The organism is Agriterribacter sp., from assembly GCF_035445465.1.
Classification (GTDB): domain Bacteria; phylum Bacteroidota; class Bacteroidia; order Chitinophagales; family Chitinophagaceae; genus Agriterribacter.
The window spans coordinates 1-13,828 of the sequence record NZ_DAOMQT010000037.1 but is presented as its reverse complement, the minus strand read 5'-3'; the positions used below and the strand labels follow the sequence as shown (position 1 = coordinate 13,828).

12 protein-coding genes are annotated in these 13,828 nt (G+C 44.4%); 8 read left to right on the top strand and 4 right to left on the bottom strand.

Translation table 11 applies throughout. The features are described from left to right. Positions 1-29: 29 nt before the first annotated feature. From PLE34_RS15685 to PLE34_RS15655, 7 genes are all read left to right on the top strand, one after another. Positions 30-992: a geranylgeranylglycerol-phosphate geranylgeranyltransferase gene (locus tag PLE34_RS15685; protein WP_324558468.1), complete on the top strand. Its 963-nt coding sequence runs from the start codon at positions 30-32 to the stop codon at positions 990-992. Then, positions 989-1,561 (top strand): Maf family protein, encoded by a 573-nt coding sequence (locus PLE34_RS15680; RefSeq protein ID WP_324558467.1) that lies wholly within the window; start codon positions 989-991, stop codon positions 1,559-1,561. The genes PLE34_RS15685 and PLE34_RS15680 overlap by 4 nt, the downstream gene beginning before the upstream one ends. A 332-nt stretch (positions 1,562-1,893) precedes the next feature. Continuing rightward, on the top strand, positions 1,894-4,449 hold the full coding sequence (locus tag PLE34_RS15675; RefSeq protein ID WP_324558465.1) for a PIG-L family deacetylase: 2,556 nt from the start codon (positions 1,894-1,896) through the stop codon (positions 4,447-4,449). Continuing rightward, positions 4,427-4,588 carry a hypothetical protein gene (locus tag PLE34_RS15670; RefSeq protein WP_324558463.1) on the top strand — a complete coding sequence of 54 codons (162 nt, stop codon included), beginning with the start codon at positions 4,427-4,429 and terminating at the stop codon, positions 4,586-4,588. The genes PLE34_RS15675 and PLE34_RS15670 overlap by 23 nt, the downstream gene beginning before the upstream one ends. Positions 4,589-4,593: 5 nt before the next feature. Beyond that, positions 4,594-4,716 carry a hypothetical protein gene (locus PLE34_RS15665; RefSeq protein WP_324558462.1) on the top strand — a complete coding sequence of 41 codons (123 nt, stop codon included), beginning with the start codon at positions 4,594-4,596 and terminating at the stop codon, positions 4,714-4,716. Then, positions 4,713-6,434, top strand: coding sequence for a sodium:solute symporter family protein (locus tag PLE34_RS15660; protein ID WP_324558461.1), 1,722 nt, complete (start codon positions 4,713-4,715; stop codon positions 6,432-6,434). Before PLE34_RS15665 ends, PLE34_RS15660 begins: the two co-directional genes overlap by 4 nt. A 152-nt stretch (positions 6,435-6,586) precedes the next feature. After that, positions 6,587-7,234, top strand: coding sequence for a hypothetical protein (locus PLE34_RS15655; protein ID WP_324558460.1), 648 nt, complete (start codon positions 6,587-6,589; stop codon positions 7,232-7,234). 18 nt (positions 7,235-7,252) lie between these two features. On the opposite strand, the gene PLE34_RS15650 is transcribed toward PLE34_RS15655, so the two are convergent. After that, a complete protein-coding gene (locus PLE34_RS15650; RefSeq protein ID WP_324558459.1) occupies positions 7,253-7,393 on the bottom strand; it encodes a hypothetical protein in 141 nt (46 codons plus the stop codon). 76 nt (positions 7,394-7,469) lie between these two features. On the opposite strand from PLE34_RS15650, the gene PLE34_RS15645 reads away from it, so the two are divergent. Then, on the top strand, positions 7,470-8,126 hold the full coding sequence (locus PLE34_RS15645) for a hypothetical protein (protein ID WP_324558458.1): 657 nt from the start codon (positions 7,470-7,472) through the stop codon (positions 8,124-8,126). A 15-nt stretch (positions 8,127-8,141) separates the two neighbouring features. On the opposite strand, the gene PLE34_RS15640 is transcribed toward PLE34_RS15645, so the two are convergent. The 3 genes from PLE34_RS15640 to PLE34_RS15630 form a co-directional block, all read right to left on the bottom strand. After that, positions 8,142-8,801 (bottom strand): hypothetical protein, encoded by a 660-nt coding sequence (locus tag PLE34_RS15640; RefSeq protein ID WP_324558457.1) that lies wholly within the window; start codon positions 8,799-8,801, stop codon positions 8,142-8,144. Positions 8,802-8,902: 101 nt separating this feature from the next. After that, on the bottom strand, positions 8,903-10,570 hold the full coding sequence (locus PLE34_RS15635) for a hypothetical protein (protein WP_324558455.1): 1,668 nt from the start codon (positions 10,568-10,570) through the stop codon (positions 8,903-8,905). A 50-nt stretch (positions 10,571-10,620) separates the two neighbouring features. Next, positions 10,621-13,659 (bottom strand): tetratricopeptide repeat protein, encoded by a 3,039-nt coding sequence (locus PLE34_RS15630; protein WP_324558453.1) that lies wholly within the window; start codon positions 13,657-13,659, stop codon positions 10,621-10,623. Positions 13,660-13,828: the final 169 nt, after the last annotated feature.

Below are 13,828 nucleotides of genomic sequence, written 5' to 3'. Positions count from 1 at the left end.
TTTAACCGGCTGGCGTTTATCTTCACGCCATGAAACTGGCAGGCGCGTTTTTAAGATTGATCAGGTATCCCAACCTAATATTCATTGCTGTTACGCAGTTTCTCTTTTATTTTTGTATTCTTTATCCTGCCGCACATCCTCATGTTTTTTTTGCCGATGAGTTCAGCCTGTTGCTTTTGCTTGTTGCATCTTCTGTGAGCATTGCAGCCGGAGGCTATGTGATCAATGATTATTTTGACCTTAGCATAGACCAGGTAAATAAACCCGGCCGCATAGTAGTGGAAAAACATATTCACCGGCGGTGGGCCATTATATGGCATTGGATATTTTCTACCGCGGGGGTAGTAATGGGTTTTTATATATCTTTTATAACACGCAACTGGCTCATCGGCTTTTCCAATGTGCTATGCGTATTATTATTATGGGTATATTCCACTACTTTCAAAAAAAAGCTGCTCTCCGGTAATATCATTATTTCTTTGCTTACTGCATGGGTGGTGCTGGTCGTTTTCTTTTTTGTTGATTATTTTCCCGCTAATATTATTCCCGGGTGGACAATGCCTGCTGCCATGGATGAACAGGCGCACAGGCGCGTTATGCGGCTGGCATTTTTATACGGAGGTTTTGCTTTTGTTATTTCGCTGATACGCGAGGTAATAAAAGATATGGAGGATATGGAAGGCGATGCAAGGTATGGATGTAAAACCATGCCCATTGCCTGGGGCGTACCCGTGGCAAAAGTGTTTACAGGGGCGTGGCTGATGGTGCTCACGGGCACATTGCTTGCCATACAGTTTTACGCTATGTACTTAGGCTGGTGGTGGAGTATCTTATATTGCTCGCTGCTGATCATTATTCCATTACTGTGGATCACGAGAAAGTTGTACCTGGCATCTGTTGCCACCGATTATCATTACCTGAGCGGCACTGTAAAATTTGTTATGCTTGCCGGCATTCTCTCTATGATTTTCTTCAAATTATATCAGTCATGAAAAAAATAGTACTTGCTTCCGGGTCGCCAAGAAGAAAACAATTGCTCGAATGGGCAGAAGTGGATTTTGATATTATTGTTGTGGCAACACATGAAAGCTTTCCGGAGGGCTTAACAACAACACAAGCGGCCATACATATTGCCAGGCAAAAGGCGCTGGCCGTACAGGCCTGCGCAACATACAGGCGATACGATCAGCATGTTCCGGTTCTGGCGGCAGATACAATAGTGGTGTGTGAAGGAAAGATCATTGGTAAGCCGGCAGACCGCGATGATGCCATCCGCATCCTCCACCTGCTGTCGGGCAAAAAGCACGAGGTCATTACCGGCGTGGCTATCATAAACGGTAAGGAAGAAAAAACATTTGCAGACATTACGGAAGTGTGGTTTCACGAATTAACCCACGAACAAATTGTATTTTATACAGACCGCTACAAGCCTTATGATAAAGCCGGAGCCTATGCCATACAGGAATGGATAGGCGTTGTGGGCATCGCACGCATTAACGGCGATTTTTATAATGTGATGGGCTTACCGGTGAGCAGGGTAGTAAGAGAGATGGGGATTTGAAATTTGTTGTTTGAATTTTATTTGTTTCTTGGGATTTGGTTCTTGGTGCTTTGCGGTTATCAGATCGGTTTATCAGTGACTGCTGACAGCCTTCTTCGAATTTCGGATTTATCGCTTCGGATTTCGGATTTAAAATTTATTTGGTTCTTGTCATTTGGTTCTTGGTGCTTTGTATTGTATCTCTGTGCCACTGTGTCTCCGTGGTTTATGGTTTCCCGCTTCGGATTTAACCATCCATATAACATTCCTTTTAAAGGGTAATCGTTACATTTACATTTCTGTTGAAGTAAGGATAGCGGGCGCAACGGGTAACCGGATAAACGTTGAACAGCATGATGAAAATGACAGTATTTTTTTTATTTCTTTTTACCTTTTTTGTATCACAGGCCCAACCACCCGTTTCACTGAGCAGCTCCGAAATTTTACTCCGCTTAAAAAAGCTGAATGTATTGGGAAGCGTTTTATATATCGCTGCGCATCCTGATGATGAAAATACAAGGCTGCTGGCCTACCTGGCCAATGAAAAGCTGTACCGCACGGGCTATCTCAGTATTACCCGCGGGGATGGAGGTCAGAATTTAATTGGCGATGAGCAGGGCGCAGAGCTGGGTTTAATAAGAACACAGGAGTTGCTGGCGGCCCGCCGCATTGACGGAGCGGAACAGTTTTTTACAAGAGCTTACGATTTTGGCTTTTCCAAAAGCACGGAAGAGGCTTTGGAAAAGTGGAATAAGGAACTGACTCTTGGCGATGTGGTTTGGGTGATCCGTAAATTTCAACCTGATGTGATCATTACCCGTTTCCCGGAAGACAGCCGCGCCGGCCACGGGCACCATTCCGCTTCGGCGGTGCTGGCGCATGAGGCCTTTATTGCTGCTGCAGATCCGCAACGGTTTCCCGAACAATTAAAAAAAGGCGTTCAGCCCTGGCAGGCAAAGCGCATTGTATGGAATACTTTCAATTTTGGCGGCAACAATACCCAAAGTGATGATCAGTTTAAAATGGACGTTGGCGGGTACAATGCCCTGTTAGGAAAAGGGTATGGGGAGATAGCGGCCGAAAGCCGCAGCCAGCATAAAAGCCAGGGCTTTGGTGTAGCCGCCCAGCGGGGAACGGCATGGGAATATTTTTTGCCTGTAGCGGGCGAAGCGCCTGTGAAAGACCTGATGGACGGGGTGGAAACAGGCTGGGAGAGAACTGCCGGTTTTGGCGTATTGGATCGCCTGCAACTCGCGGAGAGGACAGACAGAATAATTAATGGTTTTTCGTATGATCATCCGGAAATGTCTGTATCTGACCTGGTGAGCCTGTATAAAAACCTGATAGCAGCCAACGGGCTTTCTCCCTATTGGCAAACGCAAAAGCTGAAGGAATTATCGGAACTGATCCGGTCTTGCTCAGGTTTGTTTTTTGAAGCAAACGCTGATGTTCCTTATGTGGCGGCGGGCGATTCATTGCGTATAAACGTTAACGTTATTAACAGGGGAGCATTACGCGTATCGGGTATGGTGGTCAGGCCTTTCAATTACCAGCTTCCGGCGCCATTGCCTGCTAACCAGATGATCTCTTATACCCAAACCATTTTTGTGCCGGTTAATATGCGGATATCGCAGCCTTACTGGTTAGAAAAAGGATTAAATGAAGGTCATTTTATAGTAGATGATCAATCGCTGATCGGTTTGCCGGAAAGTTCGCCTGCGTATGAAATGACGCTGTCGGCAGAAATAGATAACCAGGTCTTCCTTTTTTCCACGCCCGTTCGCTATAAATATACCGATCCCGTTCGCGGTGAAGTATACCAACCCCTTCCCGTTGTACCGGCTTTATCCCTGAATGAGTCGCCACAGTTTGTTTTCACCCGGCTGAATAAGCAACCTGCATCCGCTATAAAATTAAATGTAACATCATTATCAGCATCACTTCAAAAAGCAAAAACGCAATACTATCAGTATGAATATAAAGGGAAGGAACTGGTAAAGAACAGCGTATTAACAGATACAGCCTTATCGCTTCACAAAAATGATGTGATCAGCTATGTTTTAAAAACAAGCGATATACTAAAGCAAACAAAGGAAAAATCGCTTCGTTTTTTTGCTGATGTAAGGGCGCCCTATAAAGAAAGATATCAAAGCTATACGATCCGTAAAATTGAATACGCCCACATACCCGCCATCACTTATTTTTATTTGAACAAAGTAAAGATAATAGAAGATGAAATTATTACGGCCGGAAAGAAAGTAGGATACATTACCGGCGCAGGCGACAGGGTGCCGGAAGCCTTGCAGGAAATGGGATATGAAGTTACCTTCCTGAATCAAAAGGATATTGTTGCCGGCAGTCTTAATGGCTTTAACGCTATCGTGATTGGCGTACGCGCCTATAATGTAAATGAATGGCTTAATAATGTATATGATAACCTGATGGATTATGTAAAGAAAGGGGGCAATCTTGTGGTACAATATAATACCCGCAATTTCAGCGGTCCGCTCAATGCCAGGATCGGCCCCTATCCGTTTGAAATTTCAAGAGGAAGAGTAACTGACGAAAATGCCGCTGTTCATTTTCTGCAGCCCGCGGATCCTGTGCTGAACTGGCCCAATAAGATCAGCCCGAGAGATTTTGATGGATGGGTACAGGAAAGGGGTATCTATTTTGCCGAAGCGCCGGATAAAGCCTATAAAAATATACTGGGCATGAAGGACCCCGGCGAAGCGGAGCAGCAGGGAAGCCTTATCGTAGGCCGGTATGGAGAGGGCAGGTTTATTTATACGGGATTGGTTTTCTTCCGGCAATTACCTGCCGGTATTGGCGGTGCTTACCGATTATTTGCTAATTTGGTGGCTAATCCTAATCTTCAAAAAACAAATGGCACAGCAAAAAAAGAATAACATTAATAAAGGGTCGGCAGTAGGAGTGGTTATTGGTGTAGCCCTGGGCATTTTAGTAACATTGGTTTTTAAAAAAGTGGGGTATGGTATATTAATGGGTATTATTGTGGCGCTGCTGCTGCGCCGGTCGCTTAAATAAATAATATGGAACAATCCAATGAACGTCCGCCTGTATTTAAAAGCTGGAATGCCTGGTACTTTATTGTGGTGGCGGTGCTGGTGTTGCTGATTGTATTATTTACTTATTTCACGAAAACTTTTTCATGAGTTATCCCGACTGGTTTGTACTGGTTATAACCCTTGCTGTTATCATTTTGTATGGTGTATACAAGAGCCGTACTACCCGCAATCTTGACGGTTATTTTTTGAGCAACCGTGAAATGCCCTGGTATATCGTATTGTTCAGCATTATGGGTACTCAGGCCAGCGCCATCACTTTTTTATCGGCGCCCGGACAGGCGTACACAGATGGCATGCGCTTCGTGCAATACTATTTTGGATTGCCTTTAGCCATGATCGTGCTGTGCGTAACCTTTGTTCCTATTTTCCATAATTTCCGGTTATACACGGCCTACCAGTTCCTGGAGAAACGCTTTGATGTAAAAACAAGAACGCTCACTTCCTTTCTCTTTTTGTTGCAGCGGGGATTATCTACAGGTATAAGCATTTATGCCCCGGCAATTATCCTTTCTTCCCTGTTGGGCTGGAACATTTACTGGACCAATATTTTTATGGGGGGCCTGCTCATCATATACACCGTAGCAGGAGGGGCAAGAGCGGTTGCCTATACACAGCAACTACAGATCGTTATTATTTTTGCCAGTATGTTCATTGCCGGCTGGCTGGTGGTAAAATACCTGCCGGAGGGCGTGGGTCTTTTTGATGCGTTGAAGATAGGCGGCGCGATGGGCAAAACCAATGTAATTACCACCGGCGTTCGGGAAGGCAGCGGATTCGACTGGAATGATAAGTATAATTTATGGAGTGGAATAATTGGTGGGTTTTTCCTGGCACTCTCTTATTTCGGAACCGACCAAAGCCAGGTAGGACGGTATCTTACGGCAAAATCTATCAGAGAGAGCCGGATGGGCCTGTTAATGAACGGGCTGGTTAAAGTGCCTATGCAATTCCTGATACTGATGCTGGGGGTGCTGATCTTTGCTTTTTACCAGTTTCACGATGCTCCCCTGTTTTTTAATCAAACCCAGGTGCAAAAAGTAAGCAACTCGAAATATGCGGCATCGCTGGCGGAAATACAGGATCATTACCAGGCGGTAGATTCGCAGAAAAAGCAACTGGTACAATCTATTGCCGCAAGCGGAACGGCAAATATTTCGGCAGAAAACCGGTTGGAGCTTACCTATATTAACGGGCAAAGAGACAGCCTGCGCACCGCCTTTAAAGGATTGGTAGTGAAGCCCGAAGTGGGAGGGGATTCCAATGACGCAAATTATATTTTCCTGCGTTTTGTGCTCGATTACCTGCCTAAAGGACTGATTGGGCTGCTGATAGCCGTTATTTTTATTTCATCCTGGGGCAGCATAGCCGCAGCGCTTAATTCCCTGGCATCCAGTACTATTGTGGATATTCATAAAAAATTTATCAATAAAAACTTAGATGAAGCGGGCGATTATCGGGTTTCAAGGTGGTATACGTTAGCCTGGGGAATATTTTGTATTATAGTAGCCCAGTTTGCCTATAATTTGGGCAACAGCTTAATTGAAGCGGTAAATATACTGGGCTCCCTCTTTTACGGGGTGATACTGGGTGTATTTTTACTGGCATTTTATAGCAAGCCTGTAAAAGGGAACGCGGTATTCTGGGGGGCCATACTGGGTGAAGCGCTGGTGATTACATTATTCCTGCTGAATGAGCATAAGATCATTAATCTCAGCTTTTTATGGCTTAATGCCATTGGCGCCCTCGCTGTTATGCTCATTGGCTGGCTGTTGCAGCTTTTCCTCTTCAATAAGCGGGCTGCGTAATAATTTAAAGCCTCTTTTTTACCATTAATCGAAAAATGAGCTGTGTTGGCCGATTTCGCAGAACGGCTATGGGATTGCTGTGTATCTTCACACCAGTTAATCATATCCGTATATCCATTGCCTTTGTAAAGCCGGTTTAAAAATCTAAAATTATGAAAACGTATCAATTGCTCAGGAACAACAAACAAATGGGATATTACACAAAAACCTGCTTACTTCAGATCGGGCTTCAGCCATTAGACCTGTTATGGGTAGAAGGAGAAAGCATTACCTGGAAACATCCTTCGGAACTGGAAGAGTTTTGCGCATATGCATCCCCGGTAGAGCTTACAGAAGCCACGGTAGTAAATAACCGGAAAGAAAAGCAGATCCTTTATTTCGATTCGCATATGGCAGAGATGGAGTATAAAAAAGTGAACATTCAATATATTCAGGAACCCGATGCTGTTTTGTATGATGTAGCTCCCGGCTATGAATACCTGGTAAGGGCGCAAAGCTTCAGGCTGCCGGTTGATGAAGTGATCGCAGAAAATAATGCCGGGCAGGAAGCGGTAGATGCGGCTCAGGCTATATTAGATCATGCTTATCCGGTAATGGGTGCAGGTCAGATAATAGACACACCCGAATACAAAGCTGATTATAACAACTTTACAACCATATGGAAAGTGAAGAACAGGAAAGAAGAACAGGTGGAAGACAGTGCCATGCGAAAAAAGCCCAGCCTTTTGAAAAGCGGATTGGGCGCCATAATAACGGGCTTAATAACACTTGCGGCAACCGGCTTCAATTTTAAAATATAGTAAAGTGAAAAACAGAGACTATAGGATATTAACGTACAGTTTGCCATTTTTTAGCGGTAAACTGTACCATTTTTGATCATACTCCAATACCTTTGAACCTGATTCCCCGGGTACTTCCTGTTTCATTTCAAATCCTCCTCCTCTGAATATCCATGCCATGGGCATATTATTGATTTTCTATTATCCGTTCCTTTGAAATATTCGAAATTGAACCTCTGGTAAAAATTGTATGTTCATGAAAGAATATTTGTTATTGCGGAACAATACCGAATCGGGGCCTTATTCGCTTGATGAATTGAGGGTAATGGGCTTAAAGGCCTATGACCTGATCTGGGTTGAAAAAAGGAGCTTTTCGTGGAAGTATCCATCGGAGATCAGTGAACTGTCAGCATTTGCGCCTCCGGTAGAAATGCGGGGGCCAGGTAGTAGCATGGATGATTTAGAAAACAGGGGGGCTGATAGGCCGGATGCCGGGAACAGGGCTGATTGGGCTTTGGTACAGGATAAACCGGTTGCTAAAAAGAAAGCGCCTGTAAAACAGCTCAGTCATATTGTAGCCTTACAGCCTACAGTAGAGCATATGCGTATCAGAACTATAAAATCTGTTGTTCAACCCCATATGGTGAAGGTGGAAATACGTGAAAAGGAATTAATTGCAGATCCTCCTGTAACTGCATCCGGGTATAATGCCGGTTATATGCATAAACAGCCGGAAAGGGGGCATTCTGCAACCGCGTTTCTGCAACCGGTTCATACATGGCTGCGTAAGTTTCACCCGTTGGAAGGCCTGCACGCGTTAAGCAATAATAATAAAATGGAAATGATCGTGCTCGCCGTTGGCGCCGCTTCTTTGCTGGCGGTAGCTTATTTATTTATTACTACGGGATATTGAGGATATTGAGAAAACTTACTTTTCCTGCTCATATGTTGCAGGCGCATCTTTTACCGTTACTTTTTGTGTATTGTGGAGGCTGTTGATCGTAAATCCTGTTTTGTACAAATGCAGGAACAATAGTAAAAAGGCTATACCGCCTAAAACGCAGGCCCATATCCACCATCTTTGCTTCGGGCTGGTCACTGCTTCATCTTCCGGGTAAGCTGCGTCACGCCGTATAAAGTTTTCGCTTACTTCCGTGTCGCCCCTTAAAATAGTATGGTTGGCATTGGTTCTGATGATACGTATCGCCGGCACAGGCTCCATAAAATCGTAGGTAATGGTTTTGGCCTCCAGTGTAATGTTACTACCCAGTTCGGCACGCAGCACGCCTACTTTGTCCCATACCATTTCTCCCTCCTGCTTCAACTGGTTTTTTAATTCATACGAAAAATCATTCACTCTTTTAATGGCTTCCCATTCTTCTACCTCTAAGCGTGCGGCCACATATTGAAAGAGGTCTTTATCAGGCGCATCATGCATATCATCGAAAATAATTTTTTGCATGGGCGGCTCAATCATATGGTCCGAAAAATTGCTGATGGCCGGAATGTTCTGTAGCTCAAGGGTGCCAAGCCCCGGCAGGCTTAACGACTTATGTTGTATGAGGTATTGATGCAGGATATGAAACATGAAAATGCTTTAAACAAATTGCAATGCCACTAAGATAATATTTTATCCTCTCACTTTTCACGGGAACATGCACACATCATTTGCCTGAGATTTAACACTATCTACTTCGAAAAATTATATATAATACCCCCCAGGATGTTAAAGCCATATACATCATACTGGTTCCAGCGCTGGTACTTGTTATTGAAAACATTATTAGCCTGCGCCCACAGGTTAAACTGTTTGGTTATTTTAAATTCCAGTCCGGCGCTCAAATCAACGGGGTGCCTGCCCGTATCCACGCCGCCATCGCTTTTCAGGTATTTGGCACCTTCAAAGAAGAACAGATCGCTCTTAAACCAAAGGTCTTTTAACACTCTCCAGCGGAGCGCAGCGCTAAATTCCCTTGGCGTAATGCCCCAGGGCTGTGGTTCCGTTTTTTGCTTGTTGAAAAGCAGCCAGTTAAAACGGCCTGTTAATGAAAAATCTTCTGCCTGCACCACACCCACTTCTCCGTGCATCTGAAAGGCGTTCAGCTTTTCTTCATTGCGGATGGAAAAGCGGTTTCCGGCAAGAGGAAATCCGGGTGCGCCATAATCATTTACAAACAGGGGCATATTGTAGAACTGTACGAGGCCTACTTTGGCATTGTAAAAAAAGTGCTCCAGAAATGTTCCTTTTATACCACCAAAGGTTTCATTTACACGGGTATTTAATAACTGCGCCGGTTGTGCCAGGTAGGGGTTTATGGAAGCGAACCGTTTGTAAGAGCCCTTGTCGTAATGCATCAACCATCCTAATTGAACGATCAGCCCTTCACCGCCCAATTTAAAATCGGCCAAAAGATCAGGTAGCAGTTTAAATGCCGAATTATCCCATGAAGGAATAACACCACCCTGGATATTAACATTTTCATTTCTGAACTTCAGGGCAAATGGAATCGTTATAACAGAATTATTGATGGTGCGGGCTGTATTATTAGATGAATATTGTGTGTAATCTGCATTTACGCCCAGCTTAATGCTCAGGGCTTCACTAATGGCTTTTTCTAACGGCAGATCGGCCACCGCGTTAAATTCCTTCCCGTTATGGTTGTCGTTAAAGAAAGAGAGTTGAATATCGGGATGATATTTTAAGCCAAACGCTGTAGGTTCTGTATTGCGGAAGCCAATATTGGCATCAAAGGTTAAAAATCTTTGCAAAAGGTCGCCCTTATCAAACTGGTATGCACTATGATCGTAACCATACAGGTAATACTTATCATTATCAAAAGAAAGCTTACCGTAGAGCTCCTGCTTTGCAGCGGTTATGGTGCTGCCGTATATGCTTGCTCCCGCATCAGTATATTCCTGGTATTGCGGCACCTTTCCTTTAGAAGAAACGTAGTGCGCCAGGATGCTGAGATTGGCATTATCGCTGTTATTAAAGCTCAGCCCGGCCTGTGCAAACGGCGTTTGAAGATTACCATAGCCTAATTTCACAAAATTGGTGGCGTCCCATTCCCTGGAGGCAGAATCTATGCTGAGCGCCAATGGGCTGATAGCAAGTGGCTGGTATACCAGCGATAGGCTGGTAATGGGAATATTGTAATTGAATTTTGGTTTTGCGGAATCAGGTACCGGCGGCGCCGCAACAAAATTGATCTTAGCCGCTTCCTTTATTTCAGGCTTAAAGGCAGAAGTGATCTCAATGGTTTGCTTTTTCAGCGGATCCTGGGCCTGCACTGCTGCGAGGGAGCATAAAATTGCCAGTGCCGAAAAAACAAAGGGTTTGTATCTATTGTTTTGCATGATCATTTTCATCTTTTTTTATCTGTAAATACAGGATTGGTGGCTGCTGTTTATCCTGCAATTTTACTTTCTGTTCTTTCGGCATTAATCACCGTCTTCAGCTTTTCAGCCGCTTCGTTCTTTAATTCCGTTATGCGGCTGTTATCAACCACACTTTGTAATGTGGCTTTTGCATTGAAATAATCCTTTTCTTTAAAATAAATATCTCCAAGCAGTATATAAGCCCTGGTGATCCAGAAATCATACGAGCCCGATTTATTGATGGTTTCAAAGGCGGCTTTGTCGGCATTTTTCAAATCGTTAAGGGAATAATAGGAACTGGCAATCTCGTACCGCGCTTCTGCAGCAAATGAAGCTTTGTTGATGCTCACCACATTTCTGAAATTCCGGATGGCTTCGGTAAACGCTCCTTTATCCTGGTCGGCTCTTGCGCTTACCATATAAGCCAGCACTTTATCATCAACACCGGTGTTTTTTTCTTTTAGCAGTTCCTGCGCGTTACCCACGGCTTCTGCCCATTTCTTTTGCTGGTACTGGCTGCGTAATAGCCCGCGCATGGCTTCCAGCCTGTTTTCGCCGCCGGCTGCCAGCATTTTAAGCGTGGTAAAATATTGTTCTGCTTTTGGATAATCCTGCAGTTCAAAATAATAAATACGGCCGGCTTGCGACGCGGCTCTTTCCGCATACTTGCTGGCGCCCCGGTCCGATACTTCCGAATAGCCGGCTACTGCATTTTTCCAGTCTTTCTGCTGGTTATAGATCTCGGTTCTCAGGAACCAGGCATCCAAAGCATTTTGCCCGTCGGGAAATTTGGTAAGATAATTATTTAAAGCGGTAAGCGCGCCGTTGAAGTCCTTATCTATATACCTGTTTTCTGCCGCCCTGTAGGTGAGGTTATCTTCTTCATTAATGGTAACCGACCGGCCTGCACTCCTCATAAAAGCAACATATTCCTCGGTTTTGCCTTCGGCGGTATAAATGGATTTTACATTTTCTATAGCTTCGTTGGCTTCAACAGTATTGGGATAGTCTGCCACCAGTTTCCTGAACTGGGTTAACGCCTCCGTATTGTTGTTGAGGTTAAGATAAGCCAATCCTAACTTTAGCTGAGCGCCGGGCTTCAGGTTACCCGCTACCGGCGCACTCAATACATTGTTTAAATAGGGTACGGCATCGCGGTATTTTTCATCCGCGAGATATGTTTTCGCAATTTCAAGGTTTACATCAGGCGTCAGCAGGGAAGAGGGATATTTGCGTTCAATGGTTTTCATCAGGTTGATCTTCTCATTGCTGCTATTAACCCCTGCAATCATGGCGTTTTGATAAGTGGCATAATCTCCCGATGGCCACGAATAATTGATGATGGCATTATATATGGATCTTGCTTTGGAAAAATCCTTGTTCATATAGTAACAATCCGCCAGCCGCAGGTAAGCATCCTGCTCAACGGGCCTGGCATTTAACGGGGGATTTTTTGAAACCTGCTCAAAAAAGGTTGATGCCTGGCGGTAATTTTCTTTGCGGTAATAGCAATAGCCCAGGTTGTACCTTGCATTAATAACGCTTACTTCCCCGCCGGAGTAAGAGGGGTTGCGGAGATAATCATTATAAAACAGCATGGCTTCATCTAAGCGGTTTTGACGGTAGGCTATTTCGCCCTCCCAAAAATTAATAAGCGGCAATACCGGTGCGTTAAAAGGATCCCTTAGGGCCTTATCTAACACGGCTTTGGCAGCGTTGAGGTCCTGGTCGTTGATCAGCTCCATTGCCCTTCCATACAGCACCCTGGGATACATTCTTTTTACTGATTCTGCCGGAGACGGTATTTTTTCAAGAATGCTTAGCGCTTCGCGGTAATTATTGGTGTTGGCCAAAAGCGCCGCCGCAATTTCAGCCGCTTCTTTCTGGTAGATTGAATTGGGATATTCGTCTAAAAATTTTTTAAACTCGTTGAGGGCAATATCCTGGAAGCCCAGCTCATAGGATAGCTTGGCATAATTGAATTTTGAAACTTCCCGTTGTGCAGGATTGGTATTATTGGCGGCGCAAAAGGAAAAGGCGTTCCTGGCATTGGCTTTGTCGCCTAATTTAAGGTAGGCGTCTCCCAGGATATACATGGCATTCTGGCTCAGCGAATCTTCACCGCCGCTTAGTTGCTTTAAGCCTTCTACCGCTTTATTCAACTGCTTTGCCTGGTAATAGCAATAGCTCAGTTGGTAAAGGGTTTCGCGGTTTACTTTCTCTGTTTTATTTACATAATCTTCTAAGTAAGGCAGCGCCTTTGCATAATCCCCTTTCTCGAACCAGGCATGGCCGATTAATTCTTTCATCGGAACATCGTAGTAGCCGCCCGTTTTGCCAAGCGCCGATTCGCCGTATGCCAGCGCTTCTTCTTTTTGCCCCTGTACATAGTAAATATTGGCTACATAAAAAGGAACAACGTTTTTATATGGATCGTCTTTTTCCACTTTCCGGAAAGCGGTTAATCCTTCCCGGTAGTTACGGTTGGCGTAGGCAATGAGCCCGTAATAATAATTGGCGGCTTTATAATTAGGGTCGGAAGTTGTTTTTGCGATAGACTCCAGCAGGGGGGAGGCTTTGCTGAATTCTTCCAGTGTAAAATAGGCATACCCCTGGTGAAATTTCATGTCGGCAACCTGCCTGTTGCTCAGGCTTTCTGCGCTGGTTTGCTCATAATAGGCCAGCGCTTCCCGCATATCGTTTTTACGGAAATAATATTCCGCAAGATGAAAGCTCAGTCTTTGGGTAAGGGAGGGGTTATAATTTAATACAATAAAGCCTTTGGCTTCTTCAGCAGCAAAGGTTTCATTTTGCTGCAATCCGCAGGCGATGGTATAAAACTGTACATCATCATAGGTGATGTTGTTGTTGCTGCGGTCTGCAGAACGCATCCCGTTCCTCATTTCCTTAAAAAGCGGGTAGGCTAAGCTGTATTGTTCTTTCTGGAAATATTCTTTGGCCTGATTAAAACCAGCCTGCGGATCAGTATAAATCCTTGTTTGCTGCGCGGTGGCGGCGGCTGAAATACATAACAGCGCCATCGTAATATAAATGAAACGTCCTTGCATACATGTGGTGATTATCGTACAACGTTGCTGCGGTTTTGCAGATTGCACGAAGTTCAATGCTCTTTTGTTACAAATTTCTTAAAGTAAAAGCAAACGCTAAGGTACACTGAACAGATTTTGCAATAACCATTCCAAAACACTTGTGGATAAAAGGTTGGTATCTCTTATT

Coding starts and splice junctions, on each gene's coding strand:
- PLE34_RS15685 (WP_324558468.1), top strand. CDS start 30: ATGAAACTGGCAGGCGCGTTTTTAAGATTGATCAGGTATCCCAACCTA.
- PLE34_RS15680 (WP_324558467.1), top strand. CDS start 989: ATGAAAAAAATAGTACTTGCTTCCGGGTCGCCAAGAAGAAAACAATTG.
- PLE34_RS15675 (WP_324558465.1), top strand. CDS start 1,894: ATGATGAAAATGACAGTATTTTTTTTATTTCTTTTTACCTTTTTTGTA.
- PLE34_RS15670 (WP_324558463.1), top strand. CDS start 4,427: ATGGCACAGCAAAAAAAGAATAACATTAATAAAGGGTCGGCAGTAGGA.
- PLE34_RS15665 (WP_324558462.1), top strand. CDS start 4,594: ATGGAACAATCCAATGAACGTCCGCCTGTATTTAAAAGCTGGAATGCC.
- PLE34_RS15660 (WP_324558461.1), top strand. CDS start 4,713: ATGAGTTATCCCGACTGGTTTGTACTGGTTATAACCCTTGCTGTTATC.
- PLE34_RS15655 (WP_324558460.1), top strand. CDS start 6,587: ATGAAAACGTATCAATTGCTCAGGAACAACAAACAAATGGGATATTAC.
- PLE34_RS15650 (WP_324558459.1), bottom strand. CDS start 7,393: ATGGCATGGATATTCAGAGGAGGAGGATTTGAAATGAAACAGGAAGTA.
- PLE34_RS15645 (WP_324558458.1), top strand. CDS start 7,470: ATGAAAGAATATTTGTTATTGCGGAACAATACCGAATCGGGGCCTTAT.
- PLE34_RS15640 (WP_324558457.1), bottom strand. CDS start 8,801: ATGTTTCATATCCTGCATCAATACCTCATACAACATAAGTCGTTAAGC.
- PLE34_RS15635 (WP_324558455.1), bottom strand. CDS start 10,570: ATGCAAAACAATAGATACAAACCCTTTGTTTTTTCGGCACTGGCAATT.
- PLE34_RS15630 (WP_324558453.1), bottom strand. CDS start 13,659: ATGCAAGGACGTTTCATTTATATTACGATGGCGCTGTTATGTATTTCA.